Raw genomic sequence first — 18864 nt, forward strand, 5'->3', positions numbered from 1 at the left:
TTCTCTAAGGGGGGTGGGGATGTCGTGGTGGGGAAGGAGGATCCTGCGATCCCGAGGTGATGTGGACCGCGGACTTCAGGACGTCGTACGGCGGAGGCTGCCGAGTCGGCGCGCTCCGGTGTGGAGCGCCCGCCAGATGGCGATCGCGGCGACGGCCACGACCAGGGAGACGCCCTGGAAGATCGTTCCGACTCCCGTCGGGAGTCCCGCGATCGCGATGACCTGGTCGAGGAGCTGGAGGAAGACGCTGGCGGCGATGACGGGTGCGACGCTGCCCGGCCCGCCGTTCATCGCGACGCCGGCGATGGCGGCCACGGTGACCGTCGCCAGCTGGTAGGGGGTGCCGATCGAGGTGTCAGGAGTGCCGATGAACGAGGCGACGAGGACGCCGGCCAGGCCGTAGAGCAGCCCCGCCAGAGCGAACACGCCGAGTTCGATCGCGAGCACGTGCGTGCCGAGGGTGCGTGCGGCTCGCCGGTTGGCACCCACCGCTCCCACCATGCGTCCTGCCCGGGTGCGGGAGAGGCTGAGCCCGAGCAGCACCGCGACGACGATCGCGACGAGGAAGCAGACGTTGACATTGAGGAAGGACGTTCGGGCGAAATCGGTCAGCGCTGCGGGAGCGGCTCCGGTGATCGAGAAGGACACGCCGGTCCAGAGGCCGATCGCACCGGACGCGATGCCCAGGGTGCCGAGCGTCACGATCAGCGAGTTCAGCCGGAGGACGGAGATCAGCACACCGTTGACCAGGCTGAACGCCACGGCGACGGCGAGGGCCAGAGCGATCACGAGCGGGAGGTTCGCGCCGGGAACGCCGTAGCGGACGACGATCCCGGCCGAGATCGCGATCATGGCGGGGACCGAGAGGTCGAGGCCGCCGATCATCAGGATCAGCATCTGCCCGAGCGCCGCCAAGGTCAGGATGCCCGCGAGCGCGGTGACCACCGAGATGGACGGCCCGCGCATGCTCGAGGGCGCGAAGGCGGCTGCGACGAGGATCAGCAGGGCCAGGGCGGCCCAGGCGGCGAGGTAGCGCGTCGGCAGCCGGTACTTCAGGTCGGTCAGCCAGCGCTTGTTCGTCCGGTGGACGGTCGGGGCGGCAGCGAGTTCGATGTCGAAGCTGCGATCGTGCTCGGCGAGTGGCACCGGTGCCTCCATCGGTATGAGGGGAGTCGACTCCCCACGGCTGGGGGAGCGGAGTAGATCTCTGCACAGCGCGACGGCCGTGCCGGGTTCTCCCGTTCACCACGAAGCTTGGCTGCTTGACGTTGAAGTTATCCCGCACTGTGGGACTTGTCAACGAGTTTCGACATCATTCTTCGCCGATGTGCCGAGCGTGGTGCCCGCCGTGGATTGCGGTCAACGCTGTCGCGCTGCGCAGTGATGCGGGCAGCGCTGACACCTACCCGTCAGAGAGCGACGGTCATCTCGTCTCGGATGGCCGGGCCAGGGTGGCGACTACTGCGGCGAGGGACTGGTCGTCGCCGACGTTGCCTGCGAACACGACGTAAGGGATGTTCGCGGCCGGTCCGTCAGCCGGCTCCCAGAGGGAGACCAGACCGGGCAGCATCGGGCCGCGCACGATCGCGTGTCGGATGGCGAGACCGAAGGCGGCCACGTCACTCGAGGTGATCCCACCTTTGGCGATGACATAGCGAGGTGCCCGTGCTGCCAGGATGCGCTGCACGATCAGGACCACTGCGGCAGACACGCGACGGGAGATCTCCAGACTCTCCTCCCGATCGCTCGTTCGCACGAGGGTGCGACTGGTGTGCACGACGACATCTCCACGCCCGAGCGCGTCGATCGCACGGCTCGCGATCGAGTCGATCTGATCACCGGCTCGGTCGCCGTCGAGCACGGCGGCGATATCCACCTCGAGAGTCGTCTCGACCTGGCCGCCCTTCCCGAGGACGAGGAGTTGCCGCGAGGTGAGACCGACGTGAGAGCCGACAACGATCAGTCCGCCGACAGAGGCGCTCCCGGCCGGGCCGTAGACCTCCCCCGCCGTCAAAGGGGCACGAATCTCTTGCCCGACCCGGGCGCGAACGAAAGGGGGGCCGACTCTGTACAGCAGAGTGGCGCCTCGTTGCTCCGCGCGGTCGAGCCCGAGTGCGAGCAGACGCAAGTCGTCCTCGGTCACGGCGTCGACGACGACATAGGTTCCGCCTGTCAGGCCGGCAAGAGCCTGAGCGACCGCCTCGGGCCCTGACCGCACGATCGAGAGATCGAGCAGAACGACGTCCTCGGCGGCTACGCGGCCTTGGGTCTTCTCGGTCACGTAATCCCGGAGATCGGAGCTCTGGTACCCGAATGTGGCGTCACGAGCGAACTCCGTCTCGGAGACCGGGATGAGGTTATCGGCGTCGCGCATGTAGTGCACTCCGCCGACGGTGATTCTCCCCGCGTCCGGGAAGGCGGGGACCAGCACGATCGCATCGATCTCCGCGCCCGTGAGTTCTCGTAGGGCATCTGCGATGACGTCCGTCTCGAGCGGGAAGTGGCCTCGGAGGGTGGAGTCCCCGCGGCTGACGAAGGCGAGACGGAGTCCGAGGTCCGAGGCGACGAGGCTTGCATTGCGCACGATCTCACGGTTGCGGCGAGCAGTGGTGACGGCGTCCAGACTCCGTGTGTTCGTGAGCACGTAGACGGCCGGACGTCCGAGACTCAGAGCCCAGTGGAAGTCGCTCGGATCCCACTGCGTGAGCACTGGCAGGTCGGCGACCGACTGGGTGCCGGTGGGGTCGTCATCGAGGACGATGAGCACACGAGCCGATGTTTCTATCGCGCTGCGCACGTCGCCGGCGCTCACAGGCACATCCACGGGGTAGTTGGCCAACGCGGCTGACTCTTTGATCATGGTCGATCCTTCCCGCTGAGAGGCTGCGCTGCTCGGTCAGCGGACTGCGCTGACATGAACGGCCGAGATGACGCAGGGGCGGTCACTCCGATTGCTCCATGCGTGCTTCACGCCGCGGATGACCGTCGTGTCGCCGGCCTGCAGGAGCTTCTCGCCCGCGTCGACGAGGAGATGGACCTCGCCGTACATCACCGAGACGATGTCGATCGTGTCCGTGATGTGCATGCCTGGTGCGTCACCCGGTTCAGGAACTACTCCGGACTGGGCGAGGAGCCGGGCGTAGCCGGCCTGGTAGTCCCACTCGCTGTCGGGGGCGAACGCCGTGATGTCGTAGCCGTATCCGTTCGGGGGAGGCGGGATGACCGAGGCGTCTCCGGGCCCGTTGGGTGCGGTGACCGGCGTGGGGACGCTGAGGCCCTGCCAGAGCTGGTTGCGGGTGTAGCCGTCGCCGACCAAGCGGTCGGTCGTCGGCTCGTCGCTGAGGAACACCGATCTTCCGTCGCCGTCCACGCCGGTGACGATGAGGCGCGAGCGCAGCGAGCGGTGCTCGCCGGGCTCGGGAGCCGCGGAGGCGCGGATCTCGTGTGCGAGCGCTGCCTCGACCTCGGCGTTGTCGACGAAGATCCGCTGATCGGTGAAGTGCCCGTCGACGATGGTGATCCGCGAGGCGGCCTTCACCTCGAGGACGACGCCACTGTGCAGTGTCCACCGGCCGATCGATTCGAAGAAGACGGTTCCGCCGTCCTCCTCCCAGGCGTTCACGAGTTCGTGACCCAGCGAGACGACCCGGTCGAGCATGGCGCTGAAGGCGGAGACGACCTGCTCTCGGCCGCGGATCTCGGACCCGCTGTTGAACGTCAGCGTCATGTCCTCTGCGTAGTAGGAGCCGAACAGGTCGGGATCGTTCGCCTCCATCGCTGCGTAGTACTCGGTCAGCAACTTCGTCGTTTCCGGACGCGCGCGCACGGCGACCCTGCCTTTCAGGAGTGGAGGGGAGAGCTGTCAGCGCTCGAGGGGGAACGACGTGTACACGAAGGTCGCGGGTGCGCCGGAGGTGTTGCGCAGGTCGTGCATGCTCGCCGGCAGCACGATGCTGTCGCCGGGCGCCAGCGAGACCTCGCCCTCCTCCAGCACGATGTCGAGCAGACCCGTCGTCATCGTGATGATGTGGAGGGAGTCGTCGAAGTGCAGGTCGGCGGCCCACTCCGTCGAGACACCGCTGAAGGGCGCGATCGTGAGGATCCGCACCACTGCCCCGTTCGGCGGCGCCGGGAGGGAGCCCTCGCGCCGCGGGTCGGTCGCGTCGTCCAGACGGGCCGGGATGCTGTCCTGGCGCCAGATCTCCTGCAGGGTCACGTGCGCCGAGGGGCGGACGATCGGCAGATCGAAGGCGTCGCCGACAACGGTCGATCGGCCGTCGTCGTCGAGCCCGACGAGCACGCGGCGGTGGGTCGAGTCGCTCATCACAGACCCACCGTCTGGCCGCCGTCGACGACGAGCGCATGGCCGAGTGTGAATCCGCCCAGGTCGGAGCAGAGCCAGAGGATCGCGGAGGCGATCTCCTCCGGGCGACCCATCCGGCCGATCGGCTCCTGCGCGATTACTCGCGCGCGGCCCTCCGGGGTGCCGCCGGAGAAGCGGTCCATCATCGGGGTCTCGATGATTCCCGGGCAGATCGCGTTGATCCGGATGCCGCGGGCTGCGTAGTCGAGTGAGGCGGCCTTGGTCAGCCCGATCAGGCCCCACTTGGTGGCGCAGTAGGCCGCCTGACCGCTGATCCCCACGACACCGGCTCCGGAGGAGATGTTCACGATCGCGCCGCCGGTCTCGCCCATCGCGATCACTTCGTGCTTCATCGAGACGAAGACGCCCCGGAGGTTGATGCTCATGAGGCGATCCCACTCCTCGTCGCTCGTCTCGGCGAGCTCCTTCGGCGGCTGCTCGACTCCTGCGTTGTTGACGCCGAAATCGAGCCGACCCAGGACAGCCGTGGTCGAGGCGACGGCCGCCTCGACGGACGCGCTGTCGGACACGTCGCACACCGCGGTGTGAGCGCGGCGACCGGCGGCCTCGATCAGTGCGGCGGTTGCTCTCAGTGACTCCTCGTTCAGGTCGGCGACGGCGACGTCGGCACCGGCCTCGGCGAAGGCGACCGCGGTGGCGCGACCGATCCCCGATCCGCCGCCCGTGACGAAGGCGACCTTTCCTGCGAACTGCTCTGTGGTCATGGCGGGGTCCTTCTCGGATCGGAGGCGGCGCGCGTCAGTGCGCGCCGCCGGAGCACAGGGGGAGTGTCAGACGGCGAGTTCGGCGACGCGCTGAGCGAGCAGGTCGACACCGATGCGCGGGCTTGCGAGGACGGTAAGTCCGGTCTTCTCCTGGAGCGCGGGCGCCAGTCGCGACATCGAGGCCTGGGCCAGCACGATCAGGTCGACCGTCCGCGCGAGGTCGAGCGCCTGCTCGAGGATCATCGCGTCGTGCTCCTCTCGGTCGCCCGCCATCAGCGTGTCGAACGCGCCGGCGCAGAGACGCTGCTCGAGGGCGACCTCGCGGCCGATCCCGTCGGCCGCTGCCTGGATGAGGTCCGACGTCGGCCCCAGCGTCGTGGGCACGGTGGCCAGGACGCCGATGCGGGTGCCCTGCTGGGCGGCCAGCAGGGCCATCGCCTCGTCGATCTTCAGGACGGGCGTGTGCACGTTCTGCGCGGCGACGTCGAGCGCTGGGCCGAGGGAGGAGCACGCCGAGAAGATGATGTCGGCGCCCGCGTCCTCGGCTGCCTTGGCGAGGTGCACCATGCGGGCTTCGCTCTTGGGGGAGATGCCCTGCTCGCGGACGACAGTGGCGAGGACGTCCGAGTCGACGAAGTGCAGGACTTCGGCATCGGGGATGAGCTCGGCGATGAGATCGTTGATCACCGGCTCCACTGAGACGAACACGAAGCTCGTGTGCAGGATCGCGATCTTCTTCGACATGGTGATCTCCTTCGATTCACAACGGGATGACAATATCCCGCAGTATTGGATTCTGCAACTCGCCGACGGCAGGGCGACCGCTTACTAGGACCGGGTAGGACTGCCCCGGACGCCCGCGATCAGAGCTGGATGTAGACGCTCTTGGTGTAGAGGTAGGTGTCGAGGTGCGCGGCGGTGCCCTTGGCTCCGTATCCGCTCGTCTTCGTGCCGCTGAACCCGACCATCGGGTCGACGAGTCCGTAGCAGTTCACCCACATCGTTCCGGTGTGCACTCCGCGGACGACGCGCAGCGCGGTCGAGATGCTCTGCGACCAGACCGCTCCGCCGAGGCCGTACTCGCTGTCATTGGCGATGGCGATGGCCTCATCGACGTCGTCGAAGGGCAGGATCGACAGCACCGGGCCGAAGATCTCCTCCTGCGCGATGCGCATGCTGTTGGACACTCCGCCGAAGACGGTCGGCTCCATGAAGTAGCCGTTCCCCATTCCTTCGGTCAGCCGGTTGCCGCCGGAGAGGAGCTCGGCTCCCTCTGCGACGCCGATCTCGACGTAGGACAGCACGGTGTCCAGCTGGGACTCCGAGATGACCGGCCCGAGGGCGGCGGAGTCGTCGAGGCTGTGCCCGACGCGGAGCCCCTCGACGTAAGCCAGTAGGCGCTTCGTGAACTCGTCGACGATCGAGCGCTGCACGAGCACGCGGGTGCCGGCGTAGCAGATCTGCCCGGAGTTCGCGAAGACGCCCATGGCGACAGCCGGCACCGCGGTGTCGAGGTCGGCGTCCACGCAGACTATGTCGGCCGACTTGCCGCCGAGCTCGAGCTGGAGCTTCTTGATGTTCGAGGTGGACGCCTCGATGATCCGGCGACCAGTCTCGGTCGAGCCCGTGAAGGCCACCCGGTCGACGTCGGTGTGCGCCGCGAGCGCGGTTCCCGCCTCGCTGCCCCTGCCGGTGACGACGTTCACGACGCCGGCGGGGACGCCGGCCTCGAGGAGGATCTCTGCGACACGCAGCACCGACAGCGACGCGTACTGCGCGGGCTTCAGCACGGCCGTGCAGCCGCTGGCGAGGACCGCGCCGATGATCCAGAGCTGGCTGTTCAGCGGGCCGTTCCACGGAATGATCCCGCCGATCACGCCGACCGGTGCCTTGAAGGTCATCGTGGCGACGTCGCCGGGCAGGCCGTTCATCAGCGTCTCGCCCGAGATGGTCAGCGCCTGGGCGGCGAAGAACGCGAGCATCTTCTTCATGGTCGCCTTCGAGGCGCGCACTCGGGCGATTGGCGTGCCCATGTCGAGCGACTCGATCTGCGCCAGCTCCTCGAACCGCTCCTCCAGAACGGCAGCGACGCGGTGGAGCAGCGCCTGGCGCTGATAGGGGGTCCAGGCGCTCCACTCGCCCTCGAACGCGGCGCGGGCGGCGGCGACTGCGCGGTCGATGTCGGAGGCGTCGCCCGACGAGAAGCGCGCGAGCACCTCTCCGCTGGAGGGGGAGACGGTGGACAGGGTCTGCCCCGAGGCGGCGGGGACCAGCTCGCCGTCGATGACGAGGAAGTGCTCGGGACGCTCGAGGAAGCGGCGCGCCTCGTCGCCGAGGGGGAAATCGCCGTGGGTGGTGGTCATGACAGTCCTTTCACAGTGGTCCGGAGCATCCAGTGATCTGGAGCGTCCTGTGGTCTGGAGCGTCGCTCAGTCGAAGAGGAAGACGCCTTTGCCGATCTGGCGGCGGTCGAAGAGGTCGTAGGCGCGCTCGGCGTCCTCCAGCCGGAAGTCGTCGGTGAACAGGGACTCGACGTCCAGGCCGCGCTCGGCGACGAAGAGGGCGCACTCCTCCTGCTGGTTCTTGCTGAAGGTGAGGGAGCCGAGGATCGTCTTGTGCCGGTGGATGAGCTCGTCGCTGTCGAGGTCGAACGAGCCGAAGACGCCGACCATGCAGGCCGTGCCCCACGGACGGACGGACTGGATCGCCTGACGGCGCACGGCCGAGACGGCGCTGCACTCGATCGCCTTGTCCGCCCCCGCGCCGTCGCGGGTGAGGGCGCGGATCGCGGTCACGGCGTCGGTCGCACTCGAGTCGACCAGGTGGTCGGCGCCGAACGACGCGGCCATGGCGAGCCGGGAGGCGTCGACGTCCACCGCGATCACGCGAGCGCCGAGCGCCTTGGCGAGCATCGTGCAGCTGAGCCCGACGGGACCCTGCCCGAAGACCACCACGGTGTCGACGGCTGTCAGCTCGACGCGCTGCAGGGCGCCCCACGCGGTCCCCGTGCCGCACGAGATCGCCGCTCCGGTGGTGAAGGAGAGCGAGTCGGGCAACCGGATGAGCGTGTGCGCGGGGACCTTCATGAAGTCCGCGTGCGCGCCGTCGCCGTCGAGCCCGCCGAACACCGTGCGTCCGTTCGGGCAGTACTGGGTCCAGCCGGAGCGGCAGAACCGACAGGTGCGGCAGCCGTCGTAGTGGTGCACCATGACGCGGTCGCCGACGCGGGCCTCGCTCGGGCGCACCGCGTCGCCGACGAGCTCGACCACTCCGCACGGCTCGTGGCCTTCGATGACCTGCTCGGACGCGGAGCGGCGCGGCCCGCGGAGGTGGTGCAGGTCGCTTCCGCACATCCCCGACGCCTTGACACGGAGGACCACCTCGTCCGGTCCGGGAACCGGATCGGGGTAGTCGCGCAGCTCGAGCTCGCCTTCGCCGAGGAACACCACGGCCTTCATGCGCGGGTCTTCTCAGTCATGTCGGGATCTCCTTCGATCGTGCGGGAACGGTGGCGAGTCACGCCGGGACGGCGTCGCGGTAGAGGCCCGCGGCACGGGCCCGCTGGACGGCGAGCTCGATGACGAGCGAGAGGGCGGGAGTGTCGACCCCCGCGAGGTCAGCGAGTTCGAGAGGGACGCGGAAGAGCGCGTCCACCTCCATCGCGCGACCGGACAGCAGATCCTGCACGACGCTCTGCACGTGGTGCGACGTCTTCAGGTGTGCGACGCCCGCGCCGGTGTCGCCCGGGTCACAGCCGAGAGCCCGTGCAACGGCACCGGCCTCAGCGGCCATCGACTCGGCGAGAGCGGCGACGGTGGGGGCGGCGAGAGCGTCCTGCATGGCCGAAGCGGTGAGCACGCCCAGCGAGCCTCCGATCATGTTCATCGCGAGCTTCTTCCAGACGGCGTCCCGGATCGACGCAGTGGCCGACACCTCGAGACCGCTGCCGTCGAACGCCGAGGCGAACGCAGCGAGACGAGGGTCGTCCCGCCCGTCGGGCCGGCCGATCACCAGCCGGTTGCGCGGGTTCTCGGCTTGGATGACGCCGGGTGCGACGGCCGTGCAGGCGGTGTAGGCGACGGCTCCGACGATCTGCTCGGCTGCGAGCTGCGTGCCGAGAACGCCGCCCGGATCGAGGCGGGGGAGGGGCGTCCCCTCGAGGGGACCGCCGTGTGAGCGGAAGTACCACCACGGCACCCCGTTGGTCACGAACAGCACGACGCCGTCGGCCGCGAGCAGGGGGGCCAGGTTCTCGGCGATGCTCGGCAGGGCCGGGGCCTTGACCGCGACGACGACGACGTCCTGCGGTTCCAGATCCTGCGGTCGGTCGGTGGCGAGCGGATGCGAGAGCAGCGTCCCCTCGCGGGTCTCGACCCGCAGCCCGTTCTCGCGGACCGCGGCGAGGCTCTCTCCACGGGCGATCAGCGACACCTCGACCGCGCTGGACGCGAGACGCCCGGCGAGGTGGCCGCCGACGGCGCCCGCGCCGTACACGCAGACCTTCATGCGCGTGCTCCTCCGGTCATGCCTGATCCTCGAACTGCCGGCGCTTCGCGGTCGCCGCGCTCAGAAGGAACGAGATGTCGTTCCCGGTCGAGACGTAGCTCGCCCCGAGGTCGAGGTACTTCTCGATGAGCTCCGGCCATCCGCCGAGCCCGCCGATGCCGATCGCGGTGCCGGAGGCCTTGCAGGCGGCGATCACCCGCAGGTAGGCCTCGTGCACGGACGGATGGTCCATCTGCCCGGCGACGCCGAGCTCGACGCTGAGATCGTTCGCGCCGACCAGCAGCATGTCGACGCCGTCGACGGCCGCGATCTCCTCCACGGCCTCCAGGCCCACACGCGACTCGATCATCGCGACGACGAGGGAGGCGCCGTCGATCTCGCGGATGACCTGCTCGGGCGGGTAGGTCCGGTAGTTCAGCTGGGGCGCCGCACCCGCGAGCGAGCGCTCGCCGACCGGCACGTGCTTGACGGCGCGCACCAGCGCACGCGCCTCCTCGGCCGACTGCACGCCGGGCAGGATGATGCCCATCGCCCCCGAGTCCATGACTCGGGCGATGAGGGGAGCGTCGAGTCCGGGGACCCGGACCAGGGGAGTGACTCCGAGGGCGTTGCAGGCCATGCAGATCTGGCCGGCGTCCTCGAGGGAGACGCTGCTGTGCTCCAGGTCGATGTAGACGGAGTCGAACCCCGCCGTCGCGGCGATGGAGGCGATGTCGACGGTCCGGACGAGCCGGACGGTCATCGAGTACACCGTCTCGCCCTTGCTCAGCTTGTCTTTCGCGCGGTTGACGAGGATGCGGGGGACGTCGTCGTTCATGGTGGGGTGATCTCCTGATCGGGGTTCTCAGCCGAAGGGCGTCGGCAGAGTCTGCGCTTCGTCGTCGAAGCCGTACTCGGATTTGACCTCGAGGTACTCCTCGAACCCGAACCGGCCCATCGAGCGGCCGGTCCCGGACTGCTTGTAGCCGCCCATGGGGGCGTAGGAGTCGGTCGCCGCGCCGTTCCAGCTGATGCGGCCGGCACGGAGGCTGTTCGCGATGCGCCGGGCGTCCTCCGCCTCCCCGGCGAAGACGAAGCCGGCGAGGCCGTAGGGGGAGTCGTTGGCGATGCGCACGGCCTCCTCCTCGTCGCGGTAGGGCAGAACGGCCAGCACGGGTCCGAAGATCTCTTCGCGGGCGATCGTCATGTCGGGGGTGACTCCGACGAACACGGTGGGCTGCACGAAGTATCCGCGCTCCAGGCCCTCGGGGTGATCGAGGCCGCCGGTGACGAGCTGCGCGCCCTCGTCGAGGCCGCTCCGGATGTGCGCGCGGACGGAGTCGCGCTGGGCGGCGCTGACCATCGGACCCATGGTGGTCGACTCGTCGAGCGGGTCACCGAGGACGAAGCGCCGGGCCTCGTCGACGAGGAACGGCACGACCTCGTCGATCCGGCTCTCGTGCACGAGCATCCGCGTCGGGGCGTGGCAGGACTGGCCGGCGTTGAAGAAGCCGCGCTGGATGTTCCAGCGGGCGGCCTGCTCGAGGTCGGCGTCGGGGAGCACGATGTTCGCCGATTTCCCGCCGAGCTCGAGGCACACGCGCTTCACCGTGGCGGAGGCGGCGGCGCCGACCTGGGCGCCGGCGGCCGTGGAGCCGGTGAACGAGATCATGTCGACGTCGGGGTGGCGCGAGAGGGTGTCGCCGACCTCGCGGCCCGGGCCGTTGACGAGGTTGAACACGCCCGCGGGCACTCCGGCCTCGTGCATCACCCGGGCGAGGAGTGCCCCGCTCGCGGCTGAGACGACGCTGGGCTTGGCGACGATGGTGCAACCGGCGGCGAGGCCGTAGATCGCCTTGATCACGCCGGTCTGCACCGGCCAGTTCCACGGCGAGATCAGAGCGCAGACGCCGATGGGCTCACGGCGCACGATGGCACGGCCGACGCGCGACTCGAAGGGGTAGTCGCGGAGGATGTCGCGCGCCACCCGCATGTGCTCCGCGGGGCCGGCGACCTGGGCGCGATTGCCGACCGGGATCCCGACTTCGCGAGCGATGAGCTGCGAGAACTCCTCCTCGTACGACTCGTACACCTCGATCACTCGGTCGATGAGGGCGATGCGCTCCTCGACCGAGGTGACCGAGAAGGTATCGAAGGCGCGGCGCGCGGCGGCGACCGCGAGATCGGCATCGGCTGAGCCGCCGAGCGCGACGCGTGCGAACGGCTCCTCACGCGTCGGGTCGATGAGGTCGGTGGTGCGCGGGGTGATCGGCTCGACCCAGCGGCCGTCGATGTAGAGATGCGGGTACTGCTTCATGAGCGTGGTCCTCCTCGGGACGGGCGGGACGTGGCGGGGGCGGCTGCAGCGGGCGTCAGCTGCTGTGGGTGTAGCCGCCGTCGCAGGCGATGGTCTGGCCCGTGATGAACGCCGATGCCGCGGCGGAGAGGAAGATCATGATCCCGACCAGGTCGGTGGGGACCATTCCGCGGGGGATGCACTGCCGCGAGGCGGCGCGCTCGCGCACGGCGACGGTCGGGTTGACGGTGCGCTCGACCTCGGTCGCGACGCTTCCCGGGCGGATGCAGTTGACCGTGATGCCGAAGGGGCCGAGCTCGCGCGCCAGCGAGTTGGTCATGCCGATGACCGCCGACTTCGAGGTGACGTAGTGCAGGTAGTCGACGGTGCCGTTGGTCACGGCGTCGGAGGAGACGTTGATGATGCGGCCGAATCCGGCGTCGCGCATCGGGGCGGCCACGGCGCGGGCGCAGAGGTAGCTCCCGGTGATGTTGACGTCGAGCACCTGCTCCCACTTCGCCAGGGGGATCTGATCGAACGGGGCCTTCTCGATCGTCGCGAAGATTGAGGCGTTGTTGATCAGCACGTCGACCCGGCCCCACCTCTCGAGGACGGACGCGACCATCGCGGTCACCGACGGCTCGTCCGAGACGTCCACCCGGACCGCGAGAGCACTGCCCCCGACGCTCTCGATCTCGCCGACCACCGACTGCGCCTTCGCGAGGTCCAGGTCGGCCACCACACTGAGCGCGCCTGCCGCCGCGAACTGGCGGGCGAGCTCGCGGCCGATGCCCTGAGCGGCGCCGGTGATGATCACCACTCGTCCCTCCACGCTGAAGTCGCGAGCGGAGGCGGGGACTCCCGAGTCCTGAGGGGTGTGAGTGAGCGGAATCGTCGTCATCGTCAATCCTCGGAGGGCTGGTGTGCGAATGGAAGAGGTCTCTAGCGCCGTTCCCTTCCGCGCACCGCCTCCGAGTCGGAGACGGTTCGGAAGCGACCTCGCTTCTGCCATTGAACATATCCCGTCATCTGGGATACTGTCAATCAGCGGCACCTCGGCTCCCGGAGCAGGAGGGGGCCGGACATCGCAGACCATCGGCTCTCGCCGGGGGGTGCATCGATTCGTGAAGGAGCAGACATGCGCGTGAGCAAAGCAGCGGACACCGACGTCGAGAAGGTCGGCACCATGCGCGAAGGAGTACTGGAGCAGAAGCACCTGCTGTTCGGCGAGGACGGCTCGCCGAACAACTACGACCTCAACATGGGTCAGACCGGTGGCGGCGGATGGCGCACCCCGCGTCACCGCCACACCTTCGATCAGATCCGCTACGTGATCAAGGGGAAGCTCCCCTACACCGAGACCGAGGTCCTCGAGGAGGGCTGGGTCGGCTACTTCCCCGAGAGCGTCCACTACGGACCCCAGGAACGCGCCGAGGGCCTGCGCACGATGGTGCTGCAGAGCGGCGGCGCCAGCGGCGGCGGCTACCTCAGCGTCGCTCAGCGCGAGGCCACCAATGCCGAGCTCAATGAGAAAGGCGAGTTCAAGAAGGGCCTCTACTACTTCACCGACGAGAACGGCGTGGAGCAGAGCGTCGACGGATCTCAGGCGATCTTCGAGCACGCGATGGGCCACCCTCTCGAGTTCGCGCCCCCGCGCTACACCGACGTGATCGCGATGGACCCGGAGGCCTACGCCTGGACACCCCAGGGTGCCGAAGGGGTCGAGGAGAAATGGCTCGGCCGCTTCACCGAGCGCGACCTCCGCATCGGCTTCCTCCGCCTGGAGGCAGGAGCCGTCTACGAGGCCGGCCAGTTCGACTCGATCGAGATCCTCTTCCAGATCGACGGGAAGGTGACGGCCAAGGGCGACACCTACGGACCCGAAACCGGGTACGAGTTCCTCGCCAATGAGGGCCCCGTCGCGCTCGAGGCCGTCGAGCCGACGACCTTCCTGCGGACGGTCTTGCACCGCTTCTGAGGGGAAGTCGCACGATGACGGTGCCGCGGGGTCTCACGACTCCGCGGCATCGTCATGTCGACCGAGCCGCGATCCGCCTCGACCTCAGAGCAGGACGTCCGCGTCGCCGAGTCGCTCTGAGATGGTCTCGGCAGCTTCCCTGACGGCGAGGATCGCCTGCCCCATTTCGACGTCGCGGCGCTCGTTCTCGTCCCACGCCACTCCGACGCTCCCGAGGACGGTCTTCCGCTCGGTCAGGATCGGCGCAGCGCAGCCCCAGACTCCCGGGTTGAACTCTCCGCGGGTGACGAGATAGCCGTCCTTCTTGATCTGGCCCAGCGCGGCTCGGAACTCGCCCCAGTCGCTGCCGAGGCCCGCGGCCTCGATCTGCGCGCTCTGGCGCGGGTAGATCGCCTTGAGGCGATGGTGCGGGAAGTGGGCCATGATCACCTTCGACACCGCGCCCTGGAAGAGCGGACGCCGCTGCCCCCGACTGAAGCGGTTCGCCGGGCTCAGGGGGGCGCGGTACTCCGCGACGCACAGGACCGAGTCGCGGAAGGCGGTGCACAGCAGCGCCGAGTGGCCGATCTTCTCGACCAGATCTTCGAGCACTCCGTGACTGGCGAGCAGCAGGGGGTCGGTCTGGCGGATCTGCAGATCCATCTCGATGATGCGAGGGCCGAGCCGGTAGTAGCCGTTCTTCACGGCGGTGAGGAGGCCCGCGTCGTGCAGTGTCTTGATGTACCGGTAGCCGGTCGAGCGTGAGGCGTCGAGCGCCGTGATCAGGTCGGCGGTCGACCACACCGGCTGCTCCTCGGTGTAGAGCTCCAGGATCGCCAGCATCCGAGCCAGGCTGCCGGCGCCGTCGGAGGAATCAGAGAGGGCGTTGAACGACGGAGCCACCTGTGTCATGCCGGTCTCCCTACTTTCCTGCTGGAAGTCTCACAGTATCGGATGCACTCACGAGCGATTCTGGCCGTGCTGCGGGGCGATCCTCCCTCGCGCGAGCGGCACGTCGACCGTCGATTCCGCCACTGGCAGCCTTGAGGCACCAAGGCAATCGCAGATATCCTGAACTGCGGGATCTATTTAGCAATATCTAGCTGAGCTCGCTCCCCGACCGAGAGGCAGCGCATGTCGTTGCAACGATATTCCGACCGGATGTTCATCGGAGGAGAGTGGTGGGCGCCCTCGTCGCCCGACCGTATCTCCGTCGTCTCTCCCGTGAGCGAGCAGGAGTTCGCCTCTGTGCCCGCCGCCGATGTCGAGGCGGTCGACCGAGCCGTCGGCGCCGCCCGCGAGGCCTTCGACTCCGGGCCGTGGCCTCGACTCCCGCTCGCGGATCGCGTCGCGGTCCTCCGCCGCCTGGAGGAGGGGCTGCTCCGGCACGGCGACGAGCTCGCCCGGTTGATCACCGATGAGATGGGCTCGCCCATCACCCAGTCGCGAGCGATCCAGGTCGGCAACGCGAGCGCCGTGATCGCGGCGTTCCTCGACCTGGCCGACAGCTACCCGTTCGAGACTGAGCGGACGACCGATCGAACGCGAGCGCTGGTGACCCGAGAGCCGGTCGGCGTCGTCGCGGCCGTCGTCCCGTGGAACATGCCGCTCGTCGCCGCGGTCCAGAAGATGGTGCCCGCGCTGCTGGCCGGCTGCACCGTGATCCTCAAGCCCTCGCCCGAAACTCCGCTCGACGCGTACTTCCTCGCGCAGCTGCTGAGCGACGCCGGGCTGCCGGCCGGGGCGTTCAACGTCTGCGTGGCCGAGCGGGAGGTCAGCGAGCACCTCGTCACACACCCCGGAGTCGACAAGGTCGCCTTCACCGGATCCACCGCCGCCGGCAGGCGCATCGCGTCGCTCTGCGGCCAGGCCCTTCGCCGGGTGACGCTCGAGCTCGGCGGCAAGTCGGCGGGGATCGTGCTCGACGACGCCGATCTCGAGCGCACCGTCGAGAAGCTCCGGCTCGGGTCGTTCCGCAACAGCGGCCAGGTCTGCAGCCTCAAGACGCGCCTCCTGGTGTCGGAGCGGCGCCTTCCGGAGTTCACCGAGCGTCTGGTCGCGATGATCGCGTCGATGCCCGTCGGCGATCCGCTCGACGCGGCCACTCAGATCGGGCCGATGGTGAGCCGCCGGCAGCGGGACATCGTGGAGTCGTACATCGCGAGCGGACGCGAGCAGGGCGCGAAGCTCGCTGTGGGCGGCGGCCGGCCAGCCGGCTTCGACCGAGGCTGGTACGTCGAGCCGACGGTCTTCACCGGAGTCGACCCCGGCATGCGGATCGCGCAGGAGGAGATCTTCGGCCCGGTCCTGTCAGTGATCGCCTACTCCGATGAGGATCAGGCGATCGCCATCGCCAACGACTCCACGTACGGGCTGAGCGGCGCCGTGTACACGGCGGACATCGAGCGCGGAGTCGCTTTGGCGCGACGGCTGCGCACCGGCACCGTCGAGGTCGACGGCAACCCCGCGGGAGTGGTGGCACCCAATGGCGGATTCAAGGCGAGCGGGATCGGGCGCGAGAACGGTCGTGAGGGCCTGGACGCCTACACCGAGATCAGGTCCATCGGCCTTCCCCTCCGAAGCAGCGGCGAGTGACTCCCGCCCTCTCGGACGATCTCGCTCGTCACTTCGCCCACCTCGCTGCCGGGATCGACCCGGCGGCCCTGCCTGCGGAGGCGGCGGAGGCCGCGAAGAAGAGCATCCTCGACACGATCGGAGTGAGCCTGGCCGCCTCCGGTCTCGAACCCGCAGCTCGCAGCGTCCTCGCGCTCGTCCGCGAGGGGTCCGGCTCCGAAGCGACAGTGCTCGGCTACGGGGGTCGAGCGGCCTCGGCGGACGCGGCGTTCGTCAACGGAGCGCTCGCGCACGCGCTCGACTTCGACGACCAGACCCCGTGGGGCCAGCATGCCGCGAGCTCGATCGTGCCCGCGACGCTCGCGCTGGCAGAGCGCGTCGGCGGCGTGTCCGGCGCGACACTTATGACTGCCGTCGCTGTGGGTCAGGACTTCTTCGCTCGGCTGCGCCGACACGTCGGCTGGCGGAAGGACTGGAATCTGTCGTCGGTGCTCGGCGTCTATGCGGCGACGGCGGCCTCGGGCCGGGTGCTGGGGCTCTCGGCTGAGCGCATCGAGCACGCACTGGGCATCGCCAGCATGCATTCGAGCGGGGTCATGAACATGATCGCCGGCAGCGGGAGCGACCTGCGCGGGATGTACGCCGCGTTCTCGGCGCGGGGTGCGGTCACCTCGGTGCTCCTGGCGCAGCGAGGACTCTCCGGCGTCCCGGAGCTGTTCGAGGGGGAGTCCGGGGTGCTCGCGACGTACTTCCGCGGCGAGTACGACCGAGAGGCGATCCTCCGCGACCTCGGCACGGATCTCCGCGGCTGCGGCACGCTCTACAAGCTCTGGCCGTCCGTCGGGACGTCGCACAGCCACATCCACGCGACGCTGCAGCTGATTGACGAACTGGGCATCGCGGCCGACGGTATCGAGTCCTTGCGCGTGCACGTGGGGGACTACCACGCCGTGATGTGCAGGCCGCTCGCCAGCAGGAGGAATCCGTCGTCGGTCGCCGATGCGAAGTTCAGCCTGCCGTTCCTGGTCGCACTGGCGGCCGTCAGGGGTGGGGTGGGCCTGCGCGACTTCACGCAGGAGAGTCTGCGCGACCCGGCCGTCCTGGCGATGGCGCAGCGGGTGACGCCGGTTCCGGATCCCGCTCTCGACTGGAAGGACGTGCTTCCGGCGGGGCGGGTCGAGATCGTCACGCGCGATGGGCGCACGGCGAGACGGGTCGGCGCGAGCGTCCCTGGGAGCAGTCGGAACCCACTGACCTGGGAGCAGCTCTCGGTGAAGTTCGCCGAGTGCGCTGCCGCCTCTGCGTCGCCGCTCAAGGCGTCTCGGGTCGACCGCGCGGCCGAGCTCCTCCGCACCCTCGAGTCGGTGACTGACGTCCGCGACATCCTGAGGCTGTTGGCCACCTGACGCCGAGGAGGCAGCGATGGGCGCAGCCGAGGCCGAGGGCGTTCCGCGCAGCGACCCGAGGGTGACCTCGCGACGCAGGGGGGCTCTGTCAGACCCCTGCCTAGCCGCTCCGATCCGACCTTGACTTCGAGAGTGAAAGGGCCGTGAACCGGCACGACCAGACGGTCGCGCGGGTCCGGCCGGCCTGAGAAGAGAAGGACGAACGAGTATGAGCACAGCACAGCGATTCACGGGGAAGGTCGCCTTCGTGACCGGAGCTGCTAGCGGCATCGGACGGGCGACCGCGCTCGCCTACGCCCGGGAAGGCGCGAAGGTCGCCGTCGTCGACCTGGCGGGTGACGGCCTGCAGGGCGTCCGCGAGGAGATCGCGGCCGCAGGCGGAACGGCGATCGCGCTCGAGTGCGACGTCGCGGACGCCGAGCAGGTCGCGGCGGCCGTCGCGCGCACGGTCTCCGAGCTGGGAGGCCTGCACGTCGCCTTCAACAACGCCGGGATCGAGCAGCCGAACACCGCTTTGGCCGAGACCGAGGTCGATGACTGGGACCGCCTGTTCGCGGTCGACGTGCGAGGGGTGTTCCTCTGCATGAAGCACGAGATCCAGCACATGGAGGCGCACGGCGGTGGTGCGATCGTCAACACGACCTCCGGGGCCGGCGTCGTCGGCATCCCCGAGCAGGCGGGCTACTCCGCCGCGAAGCACGCGGTCATCGGGCTGTCCAAGTCAGCTGCTCTCGAGTACGTGGGCGCGGGCATCAGGGTCAACGCGGTCGCGCCCGGCGTGATCGACACGGCGATGATCGAACGCGTCACCGACGGCGACTCGGAGTCGATGGTCGAGCAGGAGCCGATCGGGCGTCTCGGCCGCGCGGACGAGATCGCCGCCGCCGTGCTCTGGCTGAGCAGCGACGAGGCGTCCTTCACCGTCGGGCACACGCTCGTGGTCGACGGCGGGCAGACCGCCGGCTGAGAGGACGATCCGCGGGAGAGGACGGAGAGGTCGCACTCGATCACGAGCAGCGGCCACTCCGTCCCGGACCGGTGCGAGGGAGGCATCGGGT

Annotated in this window: 17 protein-coding genes; 4 read left to right on the forward strand and 13 right to left on the reverse strand. The window is 69.1% G+C overall.

Features of this window, described 5'->3' with window-relative positions; all coding sequences use genetic code 11:
- Positions 1 to 75 precede the first annotated feature (75 nt).
- The 12 genes from MT350_RS16990 to MT350_RS17045 form a co-directional block, all read right to left on the reverse strand.
- Positions 76 to 1146 carry an ABC transporter permease gene (locus tag MT350_RS16990; protein ID WP_243616309.1) on the reverse strand — a complete coding sequence of 357 codons (1071 nt, stop codon included), beginning with the start codon at positions 1144 to 1146 and terminating at the stop codon, positions 76 to 78.
- 277 nt (positions 1147 to 1423) lie between these two features.
- On the reverse strand, positions 1424 to 2860 hold the full coding sequence (locus tag MT350_RS16995; protein ID WP_243616310.1) for a four-carbon acid sugar kinase family protein: 1437 nt from the start codon (positions 2858 to 2860) through the stop codon (positions 1424 to 1426).
- 36 nt (positions 2861 to 2896) lie between these two features.
- A complete protein-coding gene (locus tag MT350_RS17000; RefSeq protein WP_308197401.1) occupies positions 2897 to 3826 on the reverse strand; it encodes a nuclear transport factor 2 family protein in 930 nt (309 codons plus the stop codon).
- 36 nt (positions 3827 to 3862) lie between these two features.
- Positions 3863 to 4324: a hypothetical protein gene (locus MT350_RS17005; RefSeq protein ID WP_243600148.1), complete on the reverse strand. Its 462-nt coding sequence runs from the start codon at positions 4322 to 4324 to the stop codon at positions 3863 to 3865.
- Positions 4324 to 5088 (reverse strand): SDR family NAD(P)-dependent oxidoreductase, encoded by a 765-nt coding sequence (locus MT350_RS17010; RefSeq protein ID WP_243600149.1) that lies wholly within the window; start codon positions 5086 to 5088, stop codon positions 4324 to 4326. The genes MT350_RS17005 and MT350_RS17010 overlap by 1 nt, the downstream gene beginning before the upstream one ends.
- A 66-nt stretch (positions 5089 to 5154) precedes the next feature.
- Positions 5155 to 5832: an aspartate/glutamate racemase family protein gene (locus MT350_RS17015; RefSeq protein WP_243600150.1), complete on the reverse strand. Its 678-nt coding sequence runs from the start codon at positions 5830 to 5832 to the stop codon at positions 5155 to 5157.
- A gap of 119 nt (positions 5833 to 5951) precedes the next feature.
- Complete coding sequence (locus MT350_RS17020; RefSeq protein WP_243600151.1) at positions 5952 to 7451, reverse strand: aldehyde dehydrogenase; 1500 nt, start codon at positions 7449 to 7451, stop codon at positions 5952 to 5954.
- A 66-nt stretch (positions 7452 to 7517) separates the two neighbouring features.
- Positions 7518 to 8546, reverse strand: a complete 1029-nt coding sequence (locus MT350_RS17025; RefSeq protein ID WP_243600152.1) for a zinc-binding dehydrogenase — start codon at positions 8544 to 8546, stop codon at positions 7518 to 7520.
- A 58-nt stretch (positions 8547 to 8604) separates the two neighbouring features.
- A complete protein-coding gene (locus tag MT350_RS17030; protein WP_243600153.1) occupies positions 8605 to 9594 on the reverse strand; it encodes a ketopantoate reductase family protein in 990 nt (329 codons plus the stop codon).
- 16 nt (positions 9595 to 9610) lie between these two features.
- Complete coding sequence (locus MT350_RS17035) at positions 9611 to 10411, reverse strand: HpcH/HpaI aldolase/citrate lyase family protein (RefSeq protein ID WP_243600154.1); 801 nt, start codon at positions 10409 to 10411, stop codon at positions 9611 to 9613.
- A gap of 27 nt (positions 10412 to 10438) precedes the next feature.
- Entirely contained in the window at positions 10439 to 11890 is a 1452-nt protein-coding gene (locus MT350_RS17040) for an aldehyde dehydrogenase family protein (RefSeq protein WP_243600155.1), read from the reverse strand.
- Positions 11891 to 11945: 55 nt separating this feature from the next.
- Positions 11946 to 12770: an SDR family NAD(P)-dependent oxidoreductase gene (locus MT350_RS17045; protein ID WP_243600156.1), complete on the reverse strand. Its 825-nt coding sequence runs from the start codon at positions 12768 to 12770 to the stop codon at positions 11946 to 11948.
- Positions 12771 to 13007: 237 nt separating this feature from the next.
- On the opposite strand from MT350_RS17045, the gene MT350_RS17050 reads away from it, so the two are divergent.
- On the forward strand, positions 13008 to 13847 hold the full coding sequence (locus MT350_RS17050) for a hypothetical protein (protein ID WP_243600157.1): 840 nt from the start codon (positions 13008 to 13010) through the stop codon (positions 13845 to 13847).
- Positions 13848 to 13931: 84 nt separating this feature from the next.
- Here MT350_RS17050 and MT350_RS17055 read toward each other — a convergent pair whose 3' ends face one another.
- The gene (locus MT350_RS17055) at positions 13932 to 14738 is read right to left on the reverse strand and encodes an IclR family transcriptional regulator (protein ID WP_243600158.1); all 807 of its coding nucleotides are present in this window, start codon (positions 14736 to 14738) and stop codon (positions 13932 to 13934) included.
- A gap of 249 nt (positions 14739 to 14987) precedes the next feature.
- Here MT350_RS17055 and MT350_RS17060 point away from each other — a divergent pair, with 249 nt between their 5' ends.
- From MT350_RS17060 to MT350_RS17070, 3 genes are all read left to right on the forward strand, one after another.
- On the forward strand, positions 14988 to 16421 hold the full coding sequence (locus MT350_RS17060) for an aldehyde dehydrogenase (protein WP_279392501.1): 1434 nt from the start codon (positions 14988 to 14990) through the stop codon (positions 16419 to 16421).
- A complete protein-coding gene (locus MT350_RS17065; protein ID WP_243600160.1) occupies positions 16418 to 17806 on the forward strand; it encodes an MmgE/PrpD family protein in 1389 nt (462 codons plus the stop codon). The genes MT350_RS17060 and MT350_RS17065 overlap by 4 nt, the downstream gene beginning before the upstream one ends.
- 208 nt (positions 17807 to 18014) lie before the next feature.
- The gene (locus MT350_RS17070) at positions 18015 to 18773 is read left to right on the forward strand and encodes an SDR family NAD(P)-dependent oxidoreductase (RefSeq protein ID WP_243600161.1); all 759 of its coding nucleotides are present in this window, start codon (positions 18015 to 18017) and stop codon (positions 18771 to 18773) included.
- Positions 18774 to 18864: the final 91 nt, after the last annotated feature.

The sequence above is a fragment of the Rathayibacter sp. VKM Ac-2928 genome, from assembly GCF_022815545.1.
In the GTDB taxonomy this organism is placed as follows: Bacteria; Actinomycetota; Actinomycetes; order Actinomycetales; family Microbacteriaceae; genus Rathayibacter; species Rathayibacter festucae.